Annotated in this window: 23 protein-coding genes, 1 tRNA gene and 1 pseudogene; 11 read left to right on the top strand and 14 right to left on the bottom strand. The window is 65.5% G+C overall.

The window, feature by feature from the left end:
- The first annotated feature begins 185 nt into the window (after positions 1 to 185).
- Positions 186 to 262: transfer RNA gene (locus ABIB45_RS21410), tRNA-Pro, on the top strand.
- 125 nt (positions 263 to 387) lie between these two features.
- Here the strand turns inward: ABIB45_RS21410 and ABIB45_RS21405 are convergent.
- A complete protein-coding gene (locus tag ABIB45_RS21405; RefSeq protein ID WP_354217858.1) occupies positions 388 to 615 on the bottom strand; it encodes a hypothetical protein in 228 nt (75 codons plus the stop codon).
- 129 nt (positions 616 to 744) lie between these two features.
- Between ABIB45_RS21405 and ABIB45_RS21400 the strand changes: the two genes are divergently transcribed.
- The gene (locus tag ABIB45_RS21400) at positions 745 to 2,022 is read left to right on the top strand and encodes a helix-turn-helix domain-containing protein (RefSeq protein WP_354217857.1); all 1,278 of its coding nucleotides are present in this window, start codon (positions 745 to 747) and stop codon (positions 2,020 to 2,022) included.
- A gap of 12 nt (positions 2,023 to 2,034) precedes the next feature.
- On the opposite strand, the gene ABIB45_RS21395 is transcribed toward ABIB45_RS21400, so the two are convergent.
- Positions 2,035 to 2,988: a phosphoribosylaminoimidazolesuccinocarboxamide synthase gene (locus ABIB45_RS21395; RefSeq protein WP_354217856.1), complete on the bottom strand. Its 954-nt coding sequence runs from the start codon at positions 2,986 to 2,988 to the stop codon at positions 2,035 to 2,037.
- Position 2,989: 1 nt separating this feature from the next.
- Positions 2,990 to 4,306 (bottom strand): phosphoribosylamine--glycine ligase, encoded by a 1,317-nt coding sequence (gene purD, locus ABIB45_RS21390; RefSeq protein WP_354217862.1) that lies wholly within the window; start codon positions 4,304 to 4,306, stop codon positions 2,990 to 2,992.
- Between the two features lie 105 nt (positions 4,307 to 4,411).
- On the opposite strand from purD, the gene ABIB45_RS21385 reads away from it, so the two are divergent.
- Genes ABIB45_RS21385 through ABIB45_RS21375 form a run of 3 tightly spaced genes read left to right on the top strand, consistent with a single transcriptional unit; the run spans position 4,412 to position 7,440 of the window.
- Entirely contained in the window at positions 4,412 to 5,989 is a 1,578-nt protein-coding gene (locus ABIB45_RS21385) for a molybdopterin-dependent oxidoreductase (protein WP_354217855.1), read from the top strand.
- 57 nt (positions 5,990 to 6,046) lie between these two features.
- Positions 6,047 to 7,063: an asparaginase gene (locus ABIB45_RS21380; protein ID WP_354217854.1), complete on the top strand. Its 1,017-nt coding sequence runs from the start codon at positions 6,047 to 6,049 to the stop codon at positions 7,061 to 7,063.
- A complete protein-coding gene (locus ABIB45_RS21375; RefSeq protein WP_354217853.1) occupies positions 7,063 to 7,440 on the top strand; it encodes a sterol carrier family protein in 378 nt (125 codons plus the stop codon). Before ABIB45_RS21380 ends, ABIB45_RS21375 begins: the two co-directional genes overlap by 1 nt.
- Positions 7,441 to 7,519: 79 nt before the next feature.
- Here ABIB45_RS21375 and ABIB45_RS21370 read toward each other — a convergent pair whose 3' ends face one another.
- The 4 genes from ABIB45_RS21370 to ABIB45_RS21355 all read right to left on the bottom strand — a co-directional run bounded on the left by ABIB45_RS21370 (position 7,520) and on the right by ABIB45_RS21355 (position 11,701).
- Positions 7,520 to 8,533, bottom strand: a complete 1,014-nt coding sequence (locus ABIB45_RS21370; protein ID WP_354217852.1) for a putative endonuclease domain-containing protein — start codon at positions 8,531 to 8,533, stop codon at positions 7,520 to 7,522.
- Between the two features lie 225 nt (positions 8,534 to 8,758).
- Positions 8,759 to 9,466 (bottom strand): HAD family hydrolase, encoded by a 708-nt coding sequence (locus tag ABIB45_RS21365; protein ID WP_354217851.1) that lies wholly within the window; start codon positions 9,464 to 9,466, stop codon positions 8,759 to 8,761.
- Complete coding sequence (locus ABIB45_RS21360) at positions 9,466 to 9,765, bottom strand: YegP family protein (protein WP_354217850.1); 300 nt, start codon at positions 9,763 to 9,765, stop codon at positions 9,466 to 9,468. Before ABIB45_RS21360 ends, ABIB45_RS21365 begins: the two co-directional genes overlap by 1 nt.
- A gap of 112 nt (positions 9,766 to 9,877) precedes the next feature.
- Complete coding sequence (locus ABIB45_RS21355) at positions 9,878 to 11,701, bottom strand: glycoside hydrolase family 15 protein (RefSeq protein WP_354217849.1); 1,824 nt, start codon at positions 11,699 to 11,701, stop codon at positions 9,878 to 9,880.
- 180 nt (positions 11,702 to 11,881) lie between these two features.
- On the opposite strand from ABIB45_RS21355, the gene ABIB45_RS21350 reads away from it, so the two are divergent.
- On the top strand, positions 11,882 to 12,613 hold the full coding sequence (locus tag ABIB45_RS21350) for a DUF72 domain-containing protein (protein WP_354217848.1): 732 nt from the start codon (positions 11,882 to 11,884) through the stop codon (positions 12,611 to 12,613).
- 67 nt (positions 12,614 to 12,680) lie between these two features.
- Positions 12,681 to 13,766, top strand: coding sequence for an App1 family protein phosphatidate phosphatase (locus tag ABIB45_RS21345; RefSeq protein WP_354217847.1), 1,086 nt, complete (start codon positions 12,681 to 12,683; stop codon positions 13,764 to 13,766).
- 48 nt (positions 13,767 to 13,814) lie between these two features.
- Here ABIB45_RS21345 and ABIB45_RS21340 read toward each other — a convergent pair whose 3' ends face one another.
- On the bottom strand, positions 13,815 to 15,362 hold the full coding sequence (locus tag ABIB45_RS21340) for a glycoside hydrolase family 1 protein (protein WP_354217846.1): 1,548 nt from the start codon (positions 15,360 to 15,362) through the stop codon (positions 13,815 to 13,817).
- A gap of 97 nt (positions 15,363 to 15,459) precedes the next feature.
- On the opposite strand from ABIB45_RS21340, the gene ABIB45_RS21335 reads away from it, so the two are divergent.
- Positions 15,460 to 16,887 (top strand): AAA family ATPase, encoded by a 1,428-nt coding sequence (locus ABIB45_RS21335; protein WP_354217845.1) that lies wholly within the window; start codon positions 15,460 to 15,462, stop codon positions 16,885 to 16,887.
- On the opposite strand, the gene ABIB45_RS21330 is transcribed toward ABIB45_RS21335, so the two are convergent.
- From ABIB45_RS21330 to ABIB45_RS21320, 3 genes are all read right to left on the bottom strand, one after another.
- Positions 16,879 to 17,256, bottom strand: a complete 378-nt coding sequence (locus ABIB45_RS21330; RefSeq protein ID WP_354217844.1) for a hypothetical protein — start codon at positions 17,254 to 17,256, stop codon at positions 16,879 to 16,881. The two genes, ABIB45_RS21335 and ABIB45_RS21330, sit on opposite strands and share 9 nt — an antisense overlap.
- 28 nt (positions 17,257 to 17,284) lie before the next feature.
- On the bottom strand, positions 17,285 to 17,638 hold the full coding sequence (locus ABIB45_RS21325; protein ID WP_354217843.1) for a J domain-containing protein: 354 nt from the start codon (positions 17,636 to 17,638) through the stop codon (positions 17,285 to 17,287).
- 91 nt (positions 17,639 to 17,729) lie between these two features.
- On the bottom strand, positions 17,730 to 18,152 hold the full coding sequence (locus ABIB45_RS21320; protein WP_354217861.1) for an Hsp20/alpha crystallin family protein: 423 nt from the start codon (positions 18,150 to 18,152) through the stop codon (positions 17,730 to 17,732).
- Between the two features lie 143 nt (positions 18,153 to 18,295).
- On the opposite strand from ABIB45_RS21320, the gene ABIB45_RS21315 reads away from it, so the two are divergent.
- Entirely contained in the window at positions 18,296 to 18,616 is a 321-nt protein-coding gene (locus ABIB45_RS21315) for a MerR family transcriptional regulator (protein ID WP_354217842.1), read from the top strand.
- 12 nt (positions 18,617 to 18,628) lie between these two features.
- Here the strand turns inward: ABIB45_RS21315 and ABIB45_RS21310 are convergent, their stop codons facing one another.
- Positions 18,629 to 19,393 (bottom strand): phosphatase PAP2 family protein, encoded by a 765-nt coding sequence (locus ABIB45_RS21310; protein ID WP_354217841.1) that lies wholly within the window; start codon positions 19,391 to 19,393, stop codon positions 18,629 to 18,631.
- 251 nt (positions 19,394 to 19,644) lie between these two features.
- Positions 19,645 to 20,541, bottom strand: a complete 897-nt coding sequence (locus tag ABIB45_RS21305; protein ID WP_354217840.1) for an NYN domain-containing protein — start codon at positions 20,539 to 20,541, stop codon at positions 19,645 to 19,647.
- On the opposite strand from ABIB45_RS21305, the pseudogene ABIB45_RS21300 reads away from it, so the two are divergent.
- Together ABIB45_RS21300 and ABIB45_RS21295 are read left to right on the top strand one after the other, a co-directional pair.
- Positions 20,440 to 20,952 (top strand): annotated as a pseudogene (locus ABIB45_RS21300) (FCD domain-containing protein); the annotation flags it as partial. The gene ABIB45_RS21305 and the pseudogene ABIB45_RS21300 overlap by 102 nt on opposite strands.
- Before the next feature lie 40 nt (positions 20,953 to 20,992).
- Positions 20,993 to 21,280: a hypothetical protein gene (locus ABIB45_RS21295; protein WP_354217864.1), complete on the top strand. Its 288-nt coding sequence runs from the start codon at positions 20,993 to 20,995 to the stop codon at positions 21,278 to 21,280.
- Here the strand turns inward: ABIB45_RS21295 and ABIB45_RS21290 are convergent.
- Positions 21,277 to 23,118 carry a S8 family serine peptidase gene (locus ABIB45_RS21290; protein WP_354217839.1) on the bottom strand — a complete coding sequence of 614 codons (1,842 nt, stop codon included), beginning with the start codon at positions 23,116 to 23,118 and terminating at the stop codon, positions 21,277 to 21,279. The two genes, ABIB45_RS21295 and ABIB45_RS21290, sit on opposite strands and share 4 nt — an antisense overlap.
- Positions 23,119 to 23,242 lie beyond the last annotated feature (124 nt).

Raw genomic sequence — 23,242 nt, 5'->3', positions numbered from 1 at the left:
CCCGGACCCCTCACCAAAGGAAGCGGGCCCGGGGCCAACCAGACCGGGACCCGCTTCCCCATGCACTATTGACATTCGCGCCTACATATCAGGGCTGTGACGTAGGGAACAGGTGGGGACTGCCGGCCGATTTCGCATCCGGACCAAGCATCCGCTATTCTTGTAAAGTTGCTTTTGCAGCGGATCGGGATGTGGCGCAGCTTGGTAGCGCGCGTCGTTCGGGACGACGAGGTCGCAGGTTCAAATCCTGTCATCCCGACCAAATCAAGAAGAGGGTCTCCCCAGGGAGGCCCTCTTTTTGTATCTCATGACTTATTCGCCGGGCATAGAAATAGCCCCGAAGCATGGAGACCACACTTCGGGGCTACCGCCTCCTGAGAGGATTTCTTACACCGGGTTGGGCCAGTTACCGCTGAGCGTGGTGTAAGTGGTGTCGGTACTCTTTTTGCCCTTCTCGACCTTCACCTTTTCGGACACGGGATTCGGCCAGTTACCGCTGGCAACCGCTGCACCCCTGCTGTCTGAAATGGAACCTGCGGACAGGACGGCTGGGGCCGCCGCGGAGAATGCCAGTGCGCCGGCTAGGACGGCGGCTGCCGCTATCTTCTTGAACATGTGAGTTCCTCAATGCGAGTCGGATTCGTTACAAAGTCAGCACGTCCTTGTTGACACTTATTGTAAAATGGATCCCACAGGGCGTGTCAAGCTTTGCGTACAAAGACGGCCCGGAATAGGAGGAATCCCGTGGGTAACGGATTCGGGGAAAAGCTTCGAGCCGAGCGACTCGAGCGCGGGCTGACACAAGCCGAACTCGGCAAGAACCTCTATTCCCCCAGCTACATTTCGCTCCTTGAGACCGGCCGCCGCGAACCTACCGCCGAAGTAATCGATGAACTCGCCCGTCGGTTGGAACTGGCACCCAAGGCCTTGGAGGCGTGGAGCCAACCCATCTCGGTCAGCGACGCTGAATATGTGCTCGCCGGGCTCTACGCCCGGCAAGCCTGGGACCTTCGCGATTACGAGCTTGCCGCGAGCCATGCCGCCACGGCAGCAAGTATTGCCCTCGAAGGGAAGAACACCAGCGCCTGGTGGAATATGACCTACATGCAGGCCGAATGCCTGGTGCGGCACGGTGATCTGCTCGAGTGCCAGGCCATCACTGAGCGCCTCATTGAGCATCCGATGGCCAGGGAGTCCGTGGGGCTCGGCGTGCGTGCCCGCCAAATGCTTGCAGCTGTCCTGCAGCGGCAGGGCCAGCTGTCTGCCGCTGTCGACCTGGCAATGGAAGCCACGAAGCTGTCCGAGGAGCTGCCTCAAAGTTCCGTAGTTGTGATTGGCACCTTACGCGTCCTCATCGGCGCCCTCGCAGAAAGCGGTCGGCTAGACGAATCGTGGAAGTACTGCCAGCTGCTCGTGGCCCAGGTGGATGAAAATACGATGCCCCAGCTTGCGGGTGAGGTGGCCTGGGTAGTGGGAAATGTGGCCTTCATGCGGCATGACTACGCCGAAGGAGTCAGGGAACACGAGCGGGCGGCGAAACTTCTTTCCCCCGCCAATGACATTGAACTGTGGGCCCGGTTCAACAAAGCGTCTGCCGCCGTCCGGCTGCAGGCCGGCATCGTAGAGCCTGAGACGCTGGCCTCGATTGAACGGGCCGAGCTTGCTTTTTCCATCGTCTACGAGATGAAGAGCGATGAGCTCGAAGTCGCCTTCATCCGCGCCCGCTGGCTGTACCTCACCGGCGACATCGTGGCTGCCATAGAGAAACTTCGCAAAATCCATGCGGAACGCGAGGCCTTGGCCAAGCACACCGCCGGCGAGGTTGCGCTCCTATTGGGAAAGTCCCTCAAGGCCGCTGGCGAGTCCGAGGAAGCGATCGTCTACCTGAAGGAAGCACAAAAGGCCTTCAGCTCCGCCGGAGCCCAAGATCTCGTCCAGCAGGCGTTGGACGCAATCCTGGAAATCAACCTGGCCCAGCAGCGGGCCGCCGCAGCAGCAGCAAAAAACTCCAAGGCCAGCTAACGCCGGAAGCGGTTAGGCGAACGCCCGGCCGGTCAGTTTCTCGTACGCCTCGATGTACCTGCTGCGGGTGCGGGCCACAACGTCCTCGGGCAGCGCCGGCGGTGGCACATCTGAGGAACGGTCCCAGCCCGATTCAGCCGAGGTCAGCCAGTCGCGCACGTACTGCTTGTCGTAGGACGGCTGCGCCTGCCCGGCTTGGTAGGTGGCCGCATCCCAGAAACGGGACGAATCCGGGGTGAGGACCTCGTCGCCCAGAGTGATTGCACCGGCCACGGTATCGTAGCCGAACTCCACCTTGGTATCGGCCAGGATGATGCCGCGTTCGCGGGCGACCTTCTCGGCAGCGGCATAGATCTTCAGGGTCAGTTCGCTGAGGCGTCCTGCGATGTCGTCCCCCACCATCGCTGCAACGTCGTCGTAGGTGATGTTCTCATCGTGTTCACCCACCTCGGCCTTGGCGGACGGCGTGAAGATGGCCTGCTCCAGCCGGGATCCGTCCACGAGGCCTTCGGGCAGCGGAATCTCGCAGACCGTCCCGGCGGCGATGTACTCCAGCAGCCCGGATCCGGTGAGGTAGCCGCGGGCGATGCATTCGACGGGGAACATGTCCAGCTTCTTGCAGATCATCGCACGGCCTTCAACAGCCGCGGGAACTCCGCCTTCCACGGTGGATGCGAGCACGTGGTGCACGACGTCCAGCTGGTCGAACCACCACAGGCTCAGCTGGGTCAGGATCCGGCCTTTGTCCGGGATCTCGCTCGCCAGGACATGGTCGTAGGCGCTGATGCGGTCGCTGGCAACCACCAGGACACAGTCCTGGCCCACCTGTTCCCGGATGGTGTCATCCGCCGGTTCGTACAGGTCTCGGACCTTGCCGGAATAGACGTGCGTCCAGCCGGGCAGCTCAAGGGTTGCCGTGCTTAGGCCGCGCTGCTTTTCTGGTTCCTGAGCGGGATTCGCGGTCATGTTATGCCTTCGCTTTCGTGACAGGCAGCGCTCCGGTTGCGTTGGACACAACCTTGATCTCGCCACGGGTCGCCTTGCGTCCAATGTCCGTCCGGAACTGGGAGCCGTCCAGCTGAACCAGCTCCACGCCGTCGTACGCGCGTTCCCGCGCCTCCACCAGGTCACTGCCGAGGGCTACCACGGCGAGCACGCGGCCACCGGCGGAAATCACTTTACCGTTCTCGTCCAGCGCCGTGCCGGCGTGGATCACATGCACACCCTCGAGTGCATCCACTTTCTTGAGTCCCCGGATACGGTCTCCGGTGCGCGGAGTGTCGGGGTAGTTTTCGGACGCGACGACGACGGCGACTGCAGTCTCCTTGGACCAGCGCAGCTCGTCTGCCTTGTCCAGTTCGCCCTTGGCGGCTGCCAGCAGCAGCGCACCGAGCGGGGTCTTGAGCCTGGCCAGCACGGCCTGGGTCTCGGGGTCGCCGAAGCGGACGTTGAACTCGATGACGCGCGTGCCGCGGGACGTCAGGGCCAGGCCAACAAAAAGAACGCCCACGAACGGGGTGCCGCGGTGGGCCATTTCGTTCACGGTGGGCTGGGCCACGCGGTCGATGACTTCCTGGACCAGCCCGGCCGGGGCCCATTCAAGCGGGGTGTACGCGCCCATCCCGCCGGTGTTGGGGCCTTCGTCATTATCAAAGATGCGTTTGAAGTCCTGGGCCGGAGACAGCGCCACGGTGTTGCGGCCGTCGCAGAGGACAAACACGGAAACTTCCGGGCCGTCCAGGAATTCCTCGATCACCACGGTGCCGCCGGCGTCAAAGCACGTCTGGGCGTGGGCCAGGGCTTCGTCGCGGCTCTTGGTGACCACCACGCCCTTTCCGGCGGCCAGTCCGTCGTCCTTCACCACGTAGGGTACGCCGAAGGTGTCCAGGGCTGAGGCGGCTTCCTCGGCGTTGGTGGCCACCAGGGCCATGGCCGTGGGAACGTCCGCCGCGGCCATAACCTCCTTGGCGAATGCCTTGGAGGCCTCCAGCTGGGCGGCTGCCTTGCTGGGTCCGAAGACTGGAATGCCGGCTTCGCGGACGGCGTCGGACACGCCGGCAGCAAGCGGCGCCTCGGGGCCGACCACAACGAGGTCCACGCCGAGCTTGGCAGCGAGGGCCGCGACGGCGTCGGGATCATTCCCGTCAATGTTGTGGGTGGGGACCAGCTTGCTGATGCCGGCGTTGCCGGGAGCAGCATGAACCTCGGAGACGTTGGGGTCGGCGAGCAGGGAGCGGACAATGGCGTGTTCGCGGCCTCCAGGGCCAATGACGAGTACCTTCACAGTCCCCAAGGGTACTTTGTGCACCCTGCCCTTTCCTAAGGGGTGTGTTCCAAAGCTGTGTCCCCGCACAACCATCCCTGTTGCCGTCCGCAACGAATCCACACCATGAAGAAGCTCCTGAACTGGCTCAAAGAACCCGCTGCCCTGGCCGCCCTGGCAGGCGTGGCTGCCGCCGCCGTCGTGCTCTCCGTGGCTGAACTGATCGGCGCGTTCTTTACGGCGCGGGCCACCCCGGTCATTGCCCTGGGCTCCACGTTCATCGACTTCACCCCGCTGTGGATGAAGAACTTTGCCGTCGAAACGTTCGGCACCAATGACAAAGCCGCCCTGTTCGCGGGGATGGGCCTGACCATCCTCGTGCTGGCCGGCGTCCTGGGCCTGGCGGCCTACCGCAAATGGGCCCTCGGTGTGGCCGGGGTGCTGCTGATGGGCGCCGTGATTGTGGCCAGCGTTGTGACGCGGGCCAGCGTGAAACCACTCGATGCCCTCCCCACCGTCCTGGGCACGGTAGCTGGCCTGGTAGTGCTGAGGCTGCTGATTGCCCCACTCTGGCGGCTAAAGTCCTGGCCGGAAGCACCTGCGGACACGGGGGCCGAGGAGCCTGGGCGGCCCGCCGGCAGCCGCCGCCGTTTCTTCGCCGCCACGACCGCCACACTGGTGGGGGCGGGGATTGCAGCCACCGGTGGACGCCTGCTCAGTTCTGCGCGCAGCAGCATCGCCAAGGCCCGCGAGTCCCTGCAGCTGCCCACGCCGGCCAAGGCTGCCGCAGCTGTGCCTGCCGGCGTCCAGTCCCCGACAGCAGGCGTCACCCCGTGGCTCACGCCCAATGGGGAGTTCTACCGGATCGACACAGCCCTCAGCGTGCCCGAAATCAATGCCGCGGACTGGGAACTCCGTGTCCACGGCATGGTGGAACAGGAAGTCCGGCTTACCTTCCAGGACCTGCTCGACGCTGAACTCATCGAATCGCACGTGACCCTTACCTGTGTCTCCAATCCCGTGGGCGGAAACCTGGCCGGCAATGCAAAATGGCTGGGATTCCCCCTCCGCGAGGTCCTCAAACGGGCCCGGCCACAGGACGGAGCGGACATGGTGCTGTCGACGTCGATCGATGGCTTCAGTGCCTCCACGCCGTTGGAAGTCCTGCTGGATGACCGCGACGCACTGCTGGCGATCGGTATGAACGGCGAGCCGCTGCCACTGGAACACGGTTATCCGGTGCGCATGGTGGTGCCGGGGCTGTACGGTTTTGTCTCCGCCACCAAGTGGGTGGTGGACCTGGAAGTGACACGGTTCGCCGACAACAAGGCCTACTGGACGCAGCGTGGCTGGTCGGAGCGCGGGCCCATCAAGACCATGGCCCGGGTAGAGATCCCGAAATCCTTCGCCAAAGTGCCGGCCGGCCGCGTAGCGATCGGCGGGACAGCGTGGGCGCAGACCCGCGGCATCACCAAAGTGGAGGTCCAGATCGACAACAACCCTTGGGCCGAGGCTGTGCTGTCCAGCGAGGCGTCCCTTATCACCTGGCGCCAGTGGTCTTTCGACTGGGAGGCCACACCCGGGCCGCACTACATCAAGGTCCGCGCAACGGACGGGACCGGCGCGGTACAAACCGACCAGCGGGCCGATCCAGTGCCCGACGGCGCGTCCGGCTGGCAGTCTGTCATGGTCACTGTGGAGTAGCCGGGCCTTCCCGGGACAATCCCCGGGCTGTCCCTCCAGGGGCCCTAGACTGGCAGGATGCCGCACAACCCGCATGCCACGTTCACCGTGGACTCCGCCGTCGAACTCGCCGTTATTGAACGCAGCGGCTTCGTGGAGTCCCGACACATCGGCTCCGCCGTCGTTCTTTCCGCCGACGGCAGCGTAGTCACAGAACTGGGTGACGTCAGAACTCCGATCTACGCCCGCTCCTCGCTCAAACCGCTGCAGGCGCTGGCGTCCATGCAGTCCGGGGTCCCGCTGCGCGGCGCGCAGGTGGCACTGGCCTGCGGCAGCCACGTGGGCTCCCTGGACCACATGGATGTGGTTGAGGGAATGCTCAAGGCCGCCGGTGTGAAGGAAGAACAGCTGCAGTGCCCCGCTGCCTGGCCCCAGGACGAGACGGCCCGGAACTGGATGCTGCGCTCCGATCGCGGCCGGTCCAAACTCGCTTTCAATTGCTCCGGGAAGCACGCTGCTTTCCTGTGGGCCTGCACGGAAAACGGCTGGGATACCCACAGCTACCTCGAGCCGAACCATCCGCTGCAGCAGCGCGTCCGCAGCGTAATCGAAGAATACAGCGGCGAACAGATCGCGCACCTGGGCATTGACGGATGCGGGGCCCCGGTTGCCGCCATTTCGCTGACCGGACTGGCCCGCGCCTATTCGCTGCTGGCCAAGGCGCCGGGAGACAAGAACTCCAACGCCCGCGCCGCCACCGTTACCACGTCCATGCTCGACTACCCGTGGGCGGTCCAGGGCCGCGGCGAGGCCAACACCGTGGTGATGGACGAGCTGGGCATCATTGCCAAGATCGGCGCCGAGGGCGTCCTGGCCATGGCCACACCCCAGGGTGTCTCGGTGGCCCTCAAAATGCTGGACGGGAACCTGAGGGCCACCTCCCTGGTGGGCCTGACGCTCCTCGCAGCCGCCGGCGCGGTGGATATTCCGGGAGTGTCCAGCGTCCTGGAAAAAGTCGTAGCCCCCGTAATGGGCGGCGGCCATCCAGTGGGCAAGATCCGCCTGGGCACTGCCGTGTCCGCACTGCTCGACTGATGGCTGTTGCGCGCCGACGGATCGGCATTGAAGAAGGCACCGCGGCACTGGCCGCGTGGCAGGAGGCTGCCGCGTCGCCGTCGGACGCTCCGCCCCCCCGCAGTCTCACCGCCACAGCCGTGCGCTACTCGCTGGAGGAGGTGACCGCGCGGGCGCCGGGCAATTCGGTGGAGGTGCGGGTGCCGCCGTTCGGCGTCACCCAGTGCGTGGAGGGGCCGCGGCACACCCGAGGCACCCCGCCGAACGTGATCGAGTGCGACGCCGCCACCTGGCTGGGGATGGTGACCGGCCAGTTGACGTGGGCGGACGCAGTAGCTGCGCACCGGGTGGCAGCGTCCGGACTGCGCGCGGACCTGTCAGCCCTCCTGCCGCTATAACCTCCCTCCCCTTCCCGAGTTTTTGTCCACTTATTGGTCCTTCCGGACGGTATTTAGCGAGTTATATGCCCAAAAACTCCTAACGCTGCCAGCCCTGTTTCCGGAGTGCCTGCTTCACCCGGGATACCACCCAGCCGGAGCCATGGTCCATGTCGATTTTGTTGATCTTCACCTGCCGCCACCCCGCGTCGGTAACCCGCTGATCGCGGTAGGCGTCCAAGGCCTGCTGGTCTGGCGTCAGATGATGCAGGCCCTCGTATTCAATACAAGTCCGGAACCGGGCGTTGCCAAGATCGGTCCACACTGGCCGGCCCAGGACGTCGTCAACGGGAAAGTTCGGCAGGAACTCAGGGAGCCCGGCGTCGTCCAGCATCAGGCGCAGAACGGTTTCCGGGGGTGAGTCAACGCCGACACGCAGGGATTCGAGCGCGATCCGGGCCTTGCGCACACCGTGAATGCCGTTCGCCTTTTCCACGAACGTCCGGAGCACGGGCAAAGGAACCATCGCCACTTTTGGCGAGCCGAAAGTCCTAGCGTGCTCGCTGACAATCGCGTCGCCGGCCACAATGAGATCCTCCAGTGGTAGGACCGACCCCAGATCCACCCACGTCCGGGCAGGCGAAGTCACCCGAAGCCCGTCGACGCTGATGACGTCGCCGTCGCGGATCCGGAGCCGATGCCCGGCAACGCCCCTCCGCCGGGGCAGCGTCGCGGCATTTCGGCGCGAAAGGTGCAGGAAGCGGCCGGGCTCCCGGAAGTGGGGGCCGCTTTTCTTACCCCAGGGAACAGGTTCGACGACGGCGGTCACCGGGCCGCCGTCGTCGGGCCTGAACTGGCCCCATGGCGGCAGTGGAACGCCGAGAACCTCTGCTGCCGTCAGCAGACTGGCGAACGTGTCCTCATCCAGCTGGGTGTGGGACCTGACCAGCTCTTGGAGGGTGTGGTCCCCTGACCTTGGCACTCTAATTCCGCGGCTTGGCCGGTGAAGGTCGTCTTTGAGCAGCCGAATCGCGGGAATACCCGCCGAGGCGGCCTCGGCGAGGGTGAATGGCCGCGCGCCGATCTCTTCCGGGAGGGGCGTCAATCTGCTCATGTTCAATTGAGGCACGACCCGCCGGCCCACAGAGAGTTATCCACAGGACGACTTCCCCGCCCCGGAGTTTTTGTCCAGATAATGCGCGTAACAGGCGAGATTTTGGGCATTATCTGGACAAAAACTCGGAGAGAGGGCGACGGGTCTGGGTGGGTAGGGAAAGGAGGTGAGTGGGGAAGGACGTGGGGGTGGGCGAGGAGCCTCGGGGGGAGGGGTGGGCCGTGGTCAGGCCGGCAGCGCTAGCAGTTTGCCGATGGCACTTGCCTGCAGGTTATCGAGCAGATCCCGGGGGCCGGCGTAGACCTCTCCGGCGCCCGCTTGAAGTTCAGCGGCGCTCCTGCCGCCGCAGGTGACGCCGATGGCGGGCATCCCCAGCGCGGCGGCGGCTTTCATATCCCACACCGCATCCCCCACAAACACCGCGCCGGCAGCCGGAACGCGGACCGCTTCCAGAGCTGCCACCAGGATGTCTGGGGCGGGCTTGCTTTCTTGGGCATCGTTGGAGCTGGTAGCCGCATGGATAAGGGCATCCGCTGCGAGCGCCTTGCGGTTGGCAGCCAAGTCCTCCCGGCGCGCGGACGATGCCAGGGCGACGGCGAGTCCGCCGGCGTGGCACTGGGCAAGCAGGTCCTTGGCGCCGTCGAACGCGCGCAGCGACGGCCAGCTCATGGCGAAAATCGCCGCATGGCTGGCCAGGATGGCGGCGTCGGCATCACGGTCCCGGCCTGCCGGAAGGAGGGCATCCACCAACCGGTCGCCACCCATTCCGACGCACCAGTGGATGGCTGCCATGGGAACGTCGTGCTGGTGCTGGCGGAATGCCTGCCACCACGCCAGCGTGTGGACGTAGGCGGAGTCCACCAGCGTCCCATCAACGTCAAAAAGGACGGCTCCCCGCCACCACGTGGCGGGGCCATGACTCTGCGGGGCCATCACCGGACTGCCGCGCGCTTGGTCTTGGACGCCTTCCTGCTGTGTGGCACGGTCCGCTCCCTGTCCTTCGGCGCGGACGCCGGACGGGTCCGATCGGGGATGACTGCCCCAGCGCCGTCGCTGCTGCAGTCCCTGATCAGCCCCGTACCGGCAATCTCGCGGGCCATTGCAATGCCGGCCACGGCGGCCCGTTTGGATGGAAAAGTCACCGAGATGGCGATCAGGCTCCCTGCGCCGTCCAGCATCCTCACCCGGTAGCCGCCGTCAGGCGCATCAACCAGCTCAAAATGTCCGGCCATTAGTACCACCCCTCGTTCTCTCGCGGGAAGATGCTTTCTGGAAGCACTCCACAAATATTAGTAAGTGTACTTAGCTCTTTAGCGTAGTTTAAGAGCCAAGCACCCCAAGGCCTCACTGTCCTACCCTCTCTGACTCCGCTCCCGCTTCCGGCGGAATCGGGAGATCACTCCGGCGCACCATCTCCTGATGCAGCGCGAGGGCGCTTGTCACAAGCGCGAAGTGGCTGAAAGCCTGCGGTGTGTTGCCCAGCTGCCGTTTGGCCCCCACCGCCCATTCCTCGCTGAGCAGCCCCACGTCGTTGCGGAGCTCGAGCAGCCGTTCAAAGAGTTCCGTGGCCTCGTCGGCGCGGCCCGCCCCCAGAAGCGCCTCAACCAGCCAAAAGGAGCAGGCCAGGAACACCCCTTCGTCCCCCGGCAGGCCGTCGTCGCTGTCTGCGGGACGGTAGCGCAGCACAAACCCGTCTTCCGTGAGCTCGCGCTGGATGGCGTCGATGGTCCCCACCACCCGTGCATCATCCGGCGGCAGGAAACCTACCCGCGGGATCAGCAGCAGGCTGGCGTCAAGCTCCGGCCTGCCATACGACTGCACGAACGTGTTGCGCACCGGATCAAAGCCGTTGGCCATCACCTCCTCGCGGATAGTGTCGCGGAGGGCCTCCCACCGTTCCACAGGTCCAGGCAGGCCGAAATCACGGACGCCTTTGACCATCCTGTCGGCGGCCACCCAGGCCATGACTTTGGAATGCGTGAAGTGGCGCCGCGGGCCGCGCATTTCCCAGAGCCCGTTGTCCGGCTGGTCCCAGATGGTTTCCAAATGCTGCATCAGGGCCACCTGCACATCCCAGGATTCGTCGGTGTGCTTTAGCAAGGAATTCCGGGTCAGGGACAGGCAATCGAGCACCTCGCCCCAGACGTCGAGCTGAAACTGCTCGGCCGCTCCGTTCCCGATCCGCACCGGCTTCGAATTCTCGTATCCGGCCAGCCAGGGGAGCTCCATTTCGGGCATCCTGCGTTCGCCGTGGATCCCGTACATGATTTGCAAATCGGCCGGATCGCCGGCCACTGCCCGGAGCAGCCAGTCACGCCACGCCGCCGCCTCCGCCGTGTAGCCGGCAGCCAGCAGCGCCTGCAGCGTCAGCGTGGCGTCCCGCAGCCAGCAGTACCGGTAATCCCAGTTGCGGGGACCGCCGAGCTGTTCGGGGAGGGAGGTGGTCACCGCCGCGACGATGCCGCCGGTGGGCGCGTAGGTCAAGGCTTTGAGGGTCACCAGCGAACGGACCACGGCGTCCTGATACTTGCCCTTGACTGTGCACTGCGAAGACCAGCCGCGCCAGTAGGCCAGGGTTGTGCCCAGCACGTGCTCGGCGTCAACGGTGTGCGGGCGGGGAACGTGGCTGGGCGCCCACGTAAGGACAAAGGGCACACGCTCCCCCGCCGTGACCGTGAAGTCACTGACGGAGTGCATCTTCTCCCCGTGGACGGGCGCCGTGGTGACGAAGTAGGCCGCGTCCGGGCCTGCGATCGCGTGCAGGCCCCGCTTGTCCCTCCGAACCCAGGGAACAATGTGGCCGTAGTCGAACCGCATGGCAAGCTCGCTGTGCATCTTGACGCTTCCGGACACGCCCTCGACAATCCGCACGATGTCTGCCACCTCATCGCGTGGCGGCATAAAGTCGATCACCCTCACGGTGCCGTCCGGGGTGTCCCATTCCGTTTCAAGGACCAGCGTGCCGTCCCGGTATCCCCGCCTGGTGCAGGAGCCGCCGCCCTCGGGAGCGAGCAGCCAGCGGCCGGCGTCGGGTGTATCCACGAGCGCGCTGAAACATGCGGGGGAATCGAAACGGGGCAGGCAAAGCCAGTCGATGGAGCCCTCCGTGCTGACCAAAGCGCCGGTATGAAGGTCGCCAACAACTGCATAATCCTCGATGCGCGCCATTACATTACCCTGCCACAAGGACACCTCCCACAGGGGAAAAACGGGAGAAACGGGAGAAACACGGTAAGTTCCGGTGGTCAGGCACAGCGGGTAGCCTGAAGGAGCAGCGAGTCCCGCGAGAGCTGGAGGCATCATGACTGACGCGCTTCGCACAGACCGCAAGCCCGCGGAAGCCTGCTGATGGCGATTCACATTGGCACCTCCGGCTGGAGCTACGACCACTGGGAGGGTGTGCTGTACCTGCCGGGCCTCCCTGCCCGGGACAGGCTCCAGCACTATGTTTCCCGGTTCAGCACGGTTGAGCTGAACGCCAGCTTCTACCGCTGGCCGCGGGATACGTCCTTCGCCAGTTGGCGGCGCAGGCTGCCGGACGGCTTCGCAATGTCGGTCAAGGCTCCCCGCGGCCTGACGCACGGCAAAAAACTCTACGCGCCCGAAGTTGGGCTGGAACGGATTGCACGGTGCTGGCACGAACTCGGCGACAAACGGGCCGTCCTGCTGGTCCAGCTCCGCCCGCAACTGGAGCGCGACGATGCCCGGCTGGATTACTTCCTAGCCGCGGTCCCGTGGTGGATCCGGGTGACCGTGGAGTTCCGGCACCCCAGCTGGGACCATCCGGACGTGTATGCCCTGCTGGAACGGCACGCCGCTGCCTACTGCATCATGAGCGGCGCCCACCTCCCCTGCATCCTGCGCGCCACCGCGCCCTTCGTCTATCTCCGGCTCCACGGCCCCGACCAGCAGCACCTCTACGGCGGTTCGTACTCCGATGCGGACCTGCAGTGGTGGGCGGACCGCATCAGGGAATGGTCGGCGTCGGGCCTGGACGTTTACGCCTATTTCAATAACGACGGCGGCGGGAACGCGGTGCGCAACGCCGAGACCCTCCGGTGGTTCCTTGGGTCGGGCTGACGTCACGCACGACGGCGGCACCGCCGCACGTGACCGGCGGGGCGGTGCGCTGTGGCAGAGTGGAGGCATGGACAGGGCTCCGCAGAACGCGCCACACAACACTCCGCACCCAGCACCGCTGTCCGGCACGCAGCTGTTCCGCCTGGCGCACCGGGTTTCCGACACCGTCAACGGCGTGCGGGTCCGGCTCGCCGGACGCTTGAATTTCGCGCCGCAGACCATCGCGTACCAAGGCTACGGATCATCCACGGGCTGGGTGCGCGTCCTGGGCCGGGTCCTGCTGACCAAAAAGCCCACCCCCGGCAGCAGGGCCGAAAACGCAGCCCTCAACGGCACCCAGAACGTCCGCGGCTGGCGGGCCTTCACCAGCGTTCCCGTGGCGCACACCGGGGTGGAAATAACCATCGGCGGAGTCACCACCCGGGTCAACGCAGACCGTGGCGGGCTGATCGACACGGTGGTGGACGTGGCACTCGCCCCCGGCTGGCACACTGCCGTCCTGCGGGCCGACGGGACCGAACCAGTGGAAACACTGATCCAGGTGATCGATGCCAACGCGAAGTTCGGCATCGTGTCCGATATCGACGACACCGTGATGGTGACTGCCTTGCCGAGGCCGTTCCTGGCGCTGTGGAACACGTTTGTGCTCAGCGAGCGGGCACGGATGGCCACCCCAGGGATGGCCGTCCTGTTGGACCGCCTCACCATCGAACATCCCGATGCGCCGGTCATCTACCTGTCCACCGGTCCGTGGAACGCCGCCCCCACGCTGAAGCGGTTCCTGAGCCGGAATATGTACCCTTCCGGCGCACTTCTGCTCACGGACTGGGGCCTCACCCAGGACCGCTGGTTCCGCAGCGGGCAGGAGCACAAGCTCCGCAATCTGGAGCGCCTCGCCCAGGAATTCCCGGGCATGCGGTGGCTCCTGATCGGCGACAACGGCCAGCACGACGAGCAGATTTACTCCGGCTTCGCCCACGACCACGACGACAAGGTGGCCGCCATCGCCATCCGGCAACTCTCCGTCAGCGAGTCAGTGTTTGCCGGCGGGCACTCCGAGGACGGGGACCACACAACCTCGGTAGTGCCCTGGATCTACTCGACGGACGGCGCGGGAATGGCCAAACAGCTTAAGGCCATGGACCTGCTCTAGGCCCCCCACCCAGGCGGTGGCACCTCACGTCAGGCGGTGCGTCCAGCCTCAGGCGGAGGCATCCGCGGTGGTCACGCCGTCGTCGGGAACTTCTGCTGCCTCCGGTTCCCCGCTGGCGGCCTGCGCGACGGCGGCCCCCGCCGCCCCTGCGAGGTTCCGCTCCTCGATGAGCTCCTGAAACCAGAAATAGGACGCCTTCGGTGTCCGTTCCAGCGTCTCGAAATCGACATGCAGCAGGCCGAACGGCTGCTTGTAGCCCGCAGACCATTCGAAGTTGTCCAGCAGCGACCACACGTAATAGCCGCGCAGGTCTATCGCGTCTGCTTCGCCGCCAGGCGCCGTGGCCTTCAGCGCCGTCTCGATGTGGTCAGAAAGGTATTTCAGGCGCCGCTCGTCCGGGATGAAGGTGGTGTTGGTGGACTTGTCGCGGACGATAATGTCCTCAAAACTGGCTCCGCCTTCGGTGATGATCACCGGCGGCAGGCCGGGATACCGCGCGGCCATCTCCTTGAGCGCAACCGCCATGTATTCGGGCTTGACCGGCCAGCCGTAAGAGGTGATGTCGGCCTCGGGCCAGGTCTCCACGTGGAACGGGGTGGCACCGTTGCCCGCAGCACTCAGGTCGCTGCCCATGGCTTCCGCCATGCTTGCCGGCACGGCCCCCTCGCCTGGTCCCACCGCAACTTTGGTGGGCATGTAGTAGTTCAGGCCGTAGTAGTCCAGCGGCTGGGAAATGATCTCCATGTCCTCGTCCGGGTGCTCGAAGGAGCCGAAAAACTTCGCGGCCCGGATCAGGTCCGGGTACTTGCCAGTCAGGACCGGGTCAGCGTACAGCCGGTTCTGGGCAACGTCCATCAGTCCGGCGCTGATTTTGTCCAGGGGATTAATCGAGTTGGGGACCATCGGCGAGTACACGTTGGTCATCCCGATTTCGCCGGGGACCCCCGCCGCACGCAACGCCTGCATGGCCAGCCCGTGGCCCAGCAGTTGGTGGTGGACGGTGGGCAGGGCGTTGAGCATGAGCGCTTCGCCCGGCGAGTGCAGGCCGAGCGTGTAGCCGTTGGTGGTGACGGTGGCTGGCTCGTTGATGGTGCACCACCGCGCCACCCGGTCACCGTAGGCCGCAGCGGCGATCGCGGCGAACTCCCCCAGGCGGTAGGCGGTATCGCGGTTCATCCAGCCGCCGGCGTCGTCCAGCGCCAGCGGCGTATCCCAGTGGTACAGGGTGAGCATCGGGGAAATGCCGTTAGCCAGCAGCTCGTCAAGGAGCCTGTCATAGAAGGCCAGGCCAGCCGGGTTCACCGGGCCGCTCCCGTTGGGCTGGATCCGGGACCACGAGAGCGAGAACCGATAGGAATCCACGCCGAGCTGTTTCATCAAGGCCACGTCGCCGGGCATGCGGTGATAGTGGTCGCAGGCAACGGCTGGGCTGTGGTTGTCCACAATGGCGCCGTCCCTGGCGGAAAACACATCCCAGCCAGCCGGGCCGCGGCCGTCTTCAGTGAGCGCGCCTTCAATCTGGAACGCGGCGGTGGCCACCCCCAGGGTGAAGTCCGCAGGGATGAGGGCTGCCAGGTCTTTGGCGGAAATATGCATGCTGTCAGCCCTTAATGATGGCGGAAACTGGAACGGGTAAGAATCAGAATGGCACACGCCGGGCGTGGCTGGCCAACGCGGCTGCTAGGGTCTGGGAATGGATGAAAAACTGGGGAAGTTCATCGACGATTTTGGCGCACTGGTCCAGCTGGCGCAGGCCGGAAACTACCGGGAGCAGAAGGGTCAGCAGCTGCTTCCGGCGCTGACCGGGCATCTCGGGGTACCGGCCGACGGGCTGTCCGTGGTGGAGGAGAAGATCCTGCCGCACCGCTTTGTGGACGCTGACATTGTGATGGCGGGACTCGCCGCCCAGGACCCCGTCAGCCGGCTGGTGGGAATCGGCGGCGGCGGCCAGCGCCACCACCAGTCCCTCAGCGACATGGTCCAGCAGTCCCAGCTCTTTCCGCAGTTTCCGCTCGCCCAGCCTGACTACGCCAACCTGGCGGTAGGGCCGGACAAGCAGCGGCAGGCCGTGGCGCTGGGCCTTTGGCTTTTCGCCTTCGCCGGGAGTCCGCTGGCTGTCCTGCAGCGCGACGCCGACCCCCGCTCCGGACGCCAGACCGCCTCGCTGGAAGTGCTGGCCGGCAGCCCGGAAACGGCCGCCCGGTTCCTGGCCGAGTTCCGCCTCCGGATGGACAGCAACAGCGTCCTCAAGGGACAGGTCATTTCCCTGGTGATGTCCGAATACGGCCCCAGCACCGCAGGGGTGACGTTCCACCACCGCCCCAGCCTCCCGGCGTCGGACGTCATTTTGCCCGAAGGACTGCTGCAAAAGGTGGCCGACCACACCGTGGGCATCGCCACCCACCGGGCGTCCCTCAAAAGCCACGGCCAGCACCTCAAACGCGGCATCCTGCTCTACGGCAGGCCTGGAACCGGGAAAACGCACACTGTGCGCCACCTGCTCAGCCAGAGTGAAGGGTCGACGGCGATACTCCTCTCGGGCGGGTCGCTCGCCCGGATCTCCGAGGCCGCCCGCATGGCCCGCGCGCTCCAGCCGTCCATTGTGGTGCTGGAGGACTGCGACCTCATCGCGGAGGACCGGAGCTTCGGGCACGGGCCCCAGCCGCTCCTCTTTGAGGTGCTGGACGCCATGGACGGGCTGGACAACGACGCGGACGTCGCGTTTGTCCTCACCACCAACCGGCCGGACATGCTGGAACGGGCACTGGCGCAGCGGCCCGGCAGGGTGGACCTCGCCGTCGAAATCCCGCTCCCGGCGCACGCCGAGCGGGTCCGGCTGCTGGAACTGTACGGCCACCTCGTCGCGTTCAGCACCGAAGCCCTGGAGGCGGCGGCGCAACGAACAGAGGGCACAACCGCGTCCTTCGCCCGCGAGCTGGTCCGCCGGGCGGTGGTGGCCGCGGCGCTGGAAGACGCGCCGGTGTCCGACGCCCACCTTGCCGCCGCCGTCGAGGATCTGATGGCGGATGCCGAAACCCTCACCCGCAGCCTGCTGGGCAGCGGCGCGGAATCGGCGGCCGCGCCTGGTCCCGTCTTCCCTGGGCGGCCCGGCCTATTGTGAGCCGAACAGGAACTCCTTGGCGTGGGCCACAGCCTTCCGGTAGGCATCGTTCCGGAAGGTGACGAGGTGTTCGGTGTCGCCGTCGGCCGGTTCGAGGTATCCCGTGTAGCCCGGACGGAGTATCCAAATGTCACCGGTGGGCGGGAGATAGAACACCCCGAAGGAGCGCTGCTGGCCTTCGTCGGCCGTCCACACCGGCACCACTGCCAGCGCCGCACCCGTGGAAGGGTTAATCCACTGCGCACGAGGAACCGGCTCCTCATGAGCATCGGGATCGAGGAACGGTGCCGTGCCCTTGCCCCAGCGCTCTTCGAAGCGCTCATGGAACGCCGGAATCAAATGGGAATCGTAGCGACGCCACTCGCTCATGGAAGTTCTCCTCTGGTGTGTTCGGGACCTAGGCCGAGGGCCCGCTTTCCCAGCGAACCGGGGTGATCCCGATGGCATGGGTGGGCTGGCTCCCGCGGCCTGCGACCTTCCGGATGGGGATGACGGTAGGGGCGGCACTCGGCGTGGTGGCCCCCGCGCGGTTCCCGTCGTAGGCAGCGCGCCGCTCAGGGTTGCGCAGAACGGCAGAGGCCTGCATGATCCGCAGCAGCTCGCCATCTTCCGCATGGTGATCAGCTACTTTGAGGCCCTCGACGTCGGGGTGGCGGGTGCGTATCAACGAGCGGTAAGCACGTGAAATCTCCTGCTGGCTGGCGTCGGGTTTCACGCGGAGAACGGCATCAGGGTCGGGCTGGCTTGGCATAGCGGTACTTCTTAAGGATCCGGACGGGTAAGGGGCGCCGGAGGCCCGGCCGCAGCCGGGTCCCCCGCCGCATAAGCCAGTTCTGGACCGGCTACTTAGCTATCTCGTGCACCTGGCTCGTGGTTTCGATCTCTATCCTGCGCGCCTTGACCTGATTGGCCACCGGAATCCGCAAGGTCAGGACGCCCTGGTCGTAGCTGGCCTTGATGTTGTCAGTATCCAAGGTGTCGCCCAGGATCAGTTGGCGGCTGAACACACCGCGGGGGCGTTCCGAGGCCACCAACTCAACATTGGGCTGGGTCGGATCACGGCGCTCGGCCCGCACGGTCAGAACGTTCCGCTCAACATTCAGGTCCACGGAGTCCACTTTGACGCCAGGCAGATCGAACGCCACCACAAACTCTCCGTTGTCCTGCCAGGCGTCCATTGGCATGGCCGCCGGCCGTGCCGCGGTACCGAACACCTGCTGGGTCAGCCGGTCCAGCTCACGGAACGGGTCTGTACGCATCAACATCATTTCCCACTCCTTCAGCATGCCTTTGCATTGAATCTGAGCATATCCACCGCCGCACTTATCTATGGTGGTGAATATAGATTTTTTATAGCACTTGTGGGAAGCTGAAGCAAGCCACTTGGACCAAATTCTTTGGAGCGAAAATGACCGGACCAGAGCCCGCACGTGGACCCACTCCCCAGGCCAGCCGGGCAGTCTACGCAATCTCCGTTGCGTCCCAGCTGGCAGGCACGGGCCAGCAGAACATCCGCCTTTACGAGACCCGCGGACTCCTGACGCCCGCCCGCACCTCCGGTGGCACACGGCAGTACAGTAATGCAGACATCGCCGTCCTCCTGCATATCGGGGAGCTGCTGGAACAGGGACTCAATCTCGCCGGCGTCGCAAAAATACTGGAACTGGAGGCCATCAACGCCGAGCTGGTGCGCGCCCTGGAACGGGCGCGCACCAGCTCGGCGAACTAGCAGTTGCCGGCGTCAGTCGCCCGGCATGTCCGCTTTGGAGAGTTCGCCGGTGACCCGTTCGCCGGGAATCCTGGCCGTCCGCCAGGTATCGAGGGCGATGACGGCGCCCAGAATCACCAGGGACAAGGAAACAGACGCGAGCGCATCACTGAGCCAGTGGTAGCCGAGATACAAGCGGCTTATCACGGCGAGGACAATGCCGATGACCGCTCCCACGAACCCGAAGACGACCGATCGCGGGTTTTGACGCCTCGAAAAGACCAAGAACGCCGTCACCAAGAGGAAATCACAGGCACCCAGGACGTGGCCGGAGGGGTACGAAAACGTGTGGTCGGCCCCGAACAGCATGAGGTCCACAGGCGGACGGGACCGGCGAATGATCTGCAGGATAATCTGCGAAACAATAACTCCGGTCAGCATTGCACCGGCCAGGAGGATGGGGCGCCATGCGTGTTTAGCCGCGAAGCCCCAAACTACAGTCACCACCAGCACGATGATGGGCAGTGCGATCGGGCCAAATATTATGGCCAGAAAGATCATCACGCCAGTGAGCGTTTCGGTCCGGAGCGACACCAGCCATTCGCGGGTGGACTCGTCGGGAACTGAAGGTCCGATGTTGCTCTGCAGGACCACCCACAAGGTGATCGCAAACAGCGCTGTCCCCACGATCATGAGGACCACACCGGTCCGATAAAGACCCTTCCGCGCGGCTGGCTCCACGAAGCGTTCCTCCACCACGAATTTCTCGTGGAAGGTCCGCCAGAGTCCGTTTTTCATACTGGAATCGCCTGACATACCGGGTCCTGCCTTCTCTGTCACGGTAAATTCTGCCCGTGCGCTGCTGGATTTTTTCCTAGGGTGAAGATTATCCTTTTTCGGGCAGCAGTGGCCCGCTCATGTTCCGCCGGCGCCATTTTTCACAAGGGGGAAGGCCGGCTTCCCGACGGCCAGACCTTCCACGCAGCCGGCGCCTCGGCTGGTGGGTGAACCATCCTGGCGCAGGTTCGCCCCATGCGGGGGTCCGGGACCTAGGCGGAGCTGCCGATCTTCCGAACGGCGCCTCCTGCGGGCTGTGCCGCAGTCTTGAGCCCGCAGCCCTCCTCGACGAACCGGGTAAGGGTGGCATAGCCGAATGTCTTGTACGTGATGTTGGGCCACCGCTTTCGCAGCAGCAGACCCAGCCGCTGCGCACTGACCTTTCCGTTCACCCACAGCGTGGGATCGTCCCTGATGAACCCATGGATGCTCGCCTTATAGAGCTTGAGTTCAGGGTGCTCGAGTACGGTGGCTTTGGGTGCCGGGGACTTCTTTTGTGCTGGCTGGGGCTTTTTAACTGGTTGCGGCTTCTGGTTGCCTGGTTTCGGCTTCTTGGCCGGCTGGGCCTTCTTAGGAGGCAGGGCCCTTTGGGCAGGGACCACGGCCGGGGCTTGGGCGACGTCGATGATGTGGAAGCGGTCTGCAACGGACGGCAGCAGTTTGTTGACCGCACCGGCCGCCGGGTGCGAGGTGGTGGCCACGAAGGATCGCTTCCCCAGGGCATGGAGCCGGCGGATAAGGGGCACGAAGTCACCGTCGCCGCTGACAATCACGAACAGCTCGATCCATGGCATGTCTGCCGCGACTTCCAGGGCGTCCACCACCAGCTCGATGTCAGCGGCATTCTTGGTGCTGTGGTCGAAGGAGAAAACCTGTACAGGCTTGATGCTGCCGGCAAGCAGCTGGCGCCTGTACCCGGCCATGTCGCCCCGGGCCCAGTTGGCGTAGGCCCGGGCGACAGCTGTCTGACCGCCCAGGCCGCTGCGGGCCACCTCCGCTTCGATGTCATGTATCACCTGGTCGAGCGGCACGGTGGCGACATCTTTGCCATAGCCGCCGAAGAGGTTCTCCATGTCCACGAAGATGGCAACATTTCGCTTCTGATCCACCGGCACTGGCTCCTCCCCCAAACGAACAGTAAGCAGAGCCTACATCGCGGGGGCTGTCAGCGAACGGTGGCGCCACTCTCCGTTGCTGCCGTCAGCGCGAGCTCGTCCCGGCTGGCGTCCCGCCGGCGGTTCAGCACAGTGGTGCAGCCCGAGGAAGCCTGGATCCGCTATGACCCGCAGGTGATCCGCTGGCGGCTCGCCTCATCCCGGCGCATGGAGCAGCTTCAGGCGCTCAACGAGCTCCGCGGCGCCATCGAATCACAGGCGGCCCGGCTGGCCGCCGAACGTGCTTCGTGGGATGCTGGCAACGAGCTGGTCTCGCTCGCAGCACGTCTGTGGGCGGCAGGCCAGCGCGGCAACCAGGAAGAATTCCTCCGGCTGGACGTCGAGTTCCACGCGGCTGTGCTCAAGGCATCGGGCAACGCCATGTTTTCCCAGCTCCAAGACCTTTGTGTCCGAGGTCCTGACCGGTCGGGCCGAGCATGGCCTGATGCCGCACCTGCCGCACCACGAAGCTCTGCAGCTGCACGTGGATGTGGCAAGTGCCATCCAGCGTGGCGAGTCCGCTGCCGCGCATGCTGCCATGAACAGGATCGTGGAACAGTTCGCCGAAGAGGTGGGTCACATCTGGTCAGAGCATCACCCTGACAGCGGACCGGACTCATCCCGGCAACCGGGAAAGCCCGACGGCGCTCCCCAACGGCCGCCGTCGGACTCCCCTCGCGCGCCGCAGGATTAGAACGAACCCGTTGTAAACTGCCATGTCCTGGGGGCCAGCGGATTGCCCGCAAGGTCGCGGATGGCGGCTCCACCGCCGGTGACGGTGACCGTGTACTTGGTCTTGGCCGAGAGCGCATTCTGGGGGTCCAGGAGCCACTGGTTGGTGGTGCCGTTGCGGACGACGGCGGCCGCCACCACTGTCCCGGTGGCCGCGTTCGTCACAGTGAATGTCCCCGTGCCAACACCCTGGACAGCCTCACTGAAGGTCACCGAAATGTTGTTGCTCCGCTTCACCAGGAGGGCGTTGCTGCCGGGCGTAAACGCCGTGATGCTGGGCGCCGGCCCCGTGGTGAATGTCCAGCTGGTATTGGCCAGCGGTGTGCCCGCTGCGTCCCGGATGGCAGTGGAACCGCCCACCAGCGTCACGGTGAAGACGCCGTCCGCGGACAGGTTTACGGACGGATCGAGGGTGGCCGTCTTCGTGGACGCGGTGTAGCTGACCGTTGCAGGAATACCCGTGCCTGCGGCGCTCCGGAGCACAAATGTTCCGGCGCCAACCCCCAGGACATCGGTGCTGAAGATGGCGGTCACGTTGCTGGCCACCGGAACCGCCGTCGACTGGGCGCCGGGTGATTTGGCCGTAACAGTGGGGGCGGGTGCCGGGGCGGGAGCAGCCGCCGCGGTGTACAGCAGGCGGTTCGGCGTTCCGGTCCCGCCGCCGCTAATGACTCCGGCGGTGGCGCCCGAGATCAGCGCGGAGGCGACCTGGGCCGGAGTGAGCGCCGGGTTTTGGGACAGCAGCACCGCCGCGGCGCCAGCCGTGTGGGGCGACGCCATGGATGTGCCGGACATGGAGGCTGTCGCGGTGGTCGAGGTGTAGTACGCGGACGTGATGCCGACGCCGGGAGCATACAGGTCAACGCAGGAACCGAAGTTCGAAAAGGAAGCCTGCCGGTCGGCGGAATCGCTCGCTGCCACGGTTACGGCGGCGGGGAGTCGCGCCGGCGAGCTGCCGCAGGCGTCCGCCGCAGAGTTGCCGGCGGCAACCACCGCAGCGACGCCGTCGTTGATGACACCTTGCAGCGCGGAATCCACGGCTGCACTGGCCGCTCCGCCCAGGCTCAGGTTGACCACCGCGGGCTGCCCGGGCGCGTGGTTGGCGGCGATCCAGTCCAGGCCAGCGACAACGTCGGAGTTGAAGCCGGAGCCGTTGCAGTCAAGGACGCGGACGGGGACAATCGTTGCCCCTTTTGCCACGCCGTAGGTTGACCCGGCAATGGTTCCGGCCACGTGGGTGCCATGCCCGTTGCAGTCGACGGACCCGCGGCCGTCAGCCACGGCGCTCCAGCCTTCGGTGATGCGGCCGGAAAACTGGGTGTGGGAGGCCAGTACCCCGGTGTCCACCACATACGCACTGACTCCGGCGCCTGCGCCGGTCCAACTGAAGGTACCGGACAGTGGCAGTGCCCGCTGGTCCACGCGGTCCAGTCCCCACGGCGCTGCCTGCTGCGTTTCAGACACCGTGACGGCGGCGTCCACCTCCACGGAGGCAACGCCTGCCGAGCGGGACAGCGCCGCAGCCTGCCCAGGGGTTGCAGTCACCACCGCACCCCGGAGGGCGTCTGAAAAGGTGCGTCCGACACCGATGCCCTGGGACTTTAGGCGCGCCGCCTCGGCGGGAACATCCGTTCCCGGGGCGTAGCGGACCAGGTAGCGGACGCTCGCCTCGTTGCCGGTTTCGGCCCTGTTGCCCGTTCCGGCCCGGTCCGCGGCCGCTGCCGGGAGCGCGGGAGCCGCGAGGACTGCGGCGGTGATCAGCATCGTGGCAGCGGGCAGCACAAAACGGAGGGTGCGCATGGTGGGTTCCTGGCGTGACGGTGCGGGCTGGTTGGCGGCGTTAAGATCTCCGCCTCTCACCAGAGTAGGAGCCCGTGACGCACTATGGACGGGACCTCAGCCGATCCTGCGCCAAACCTTCGCC

It is taken from the genome of Arthrobacter sp. UYCo732, from assembly GCF_040547265.1.
In the GTDB taxonomy this organism is placed as follows: Bacteria; Actinomycetota; Actinomycetes; order Actinomycetales; family Micrococcaceae; genus Arthrobacter.
This window is presented reverse-complemented; position numbering and strand designations above follow the sequence as displayed.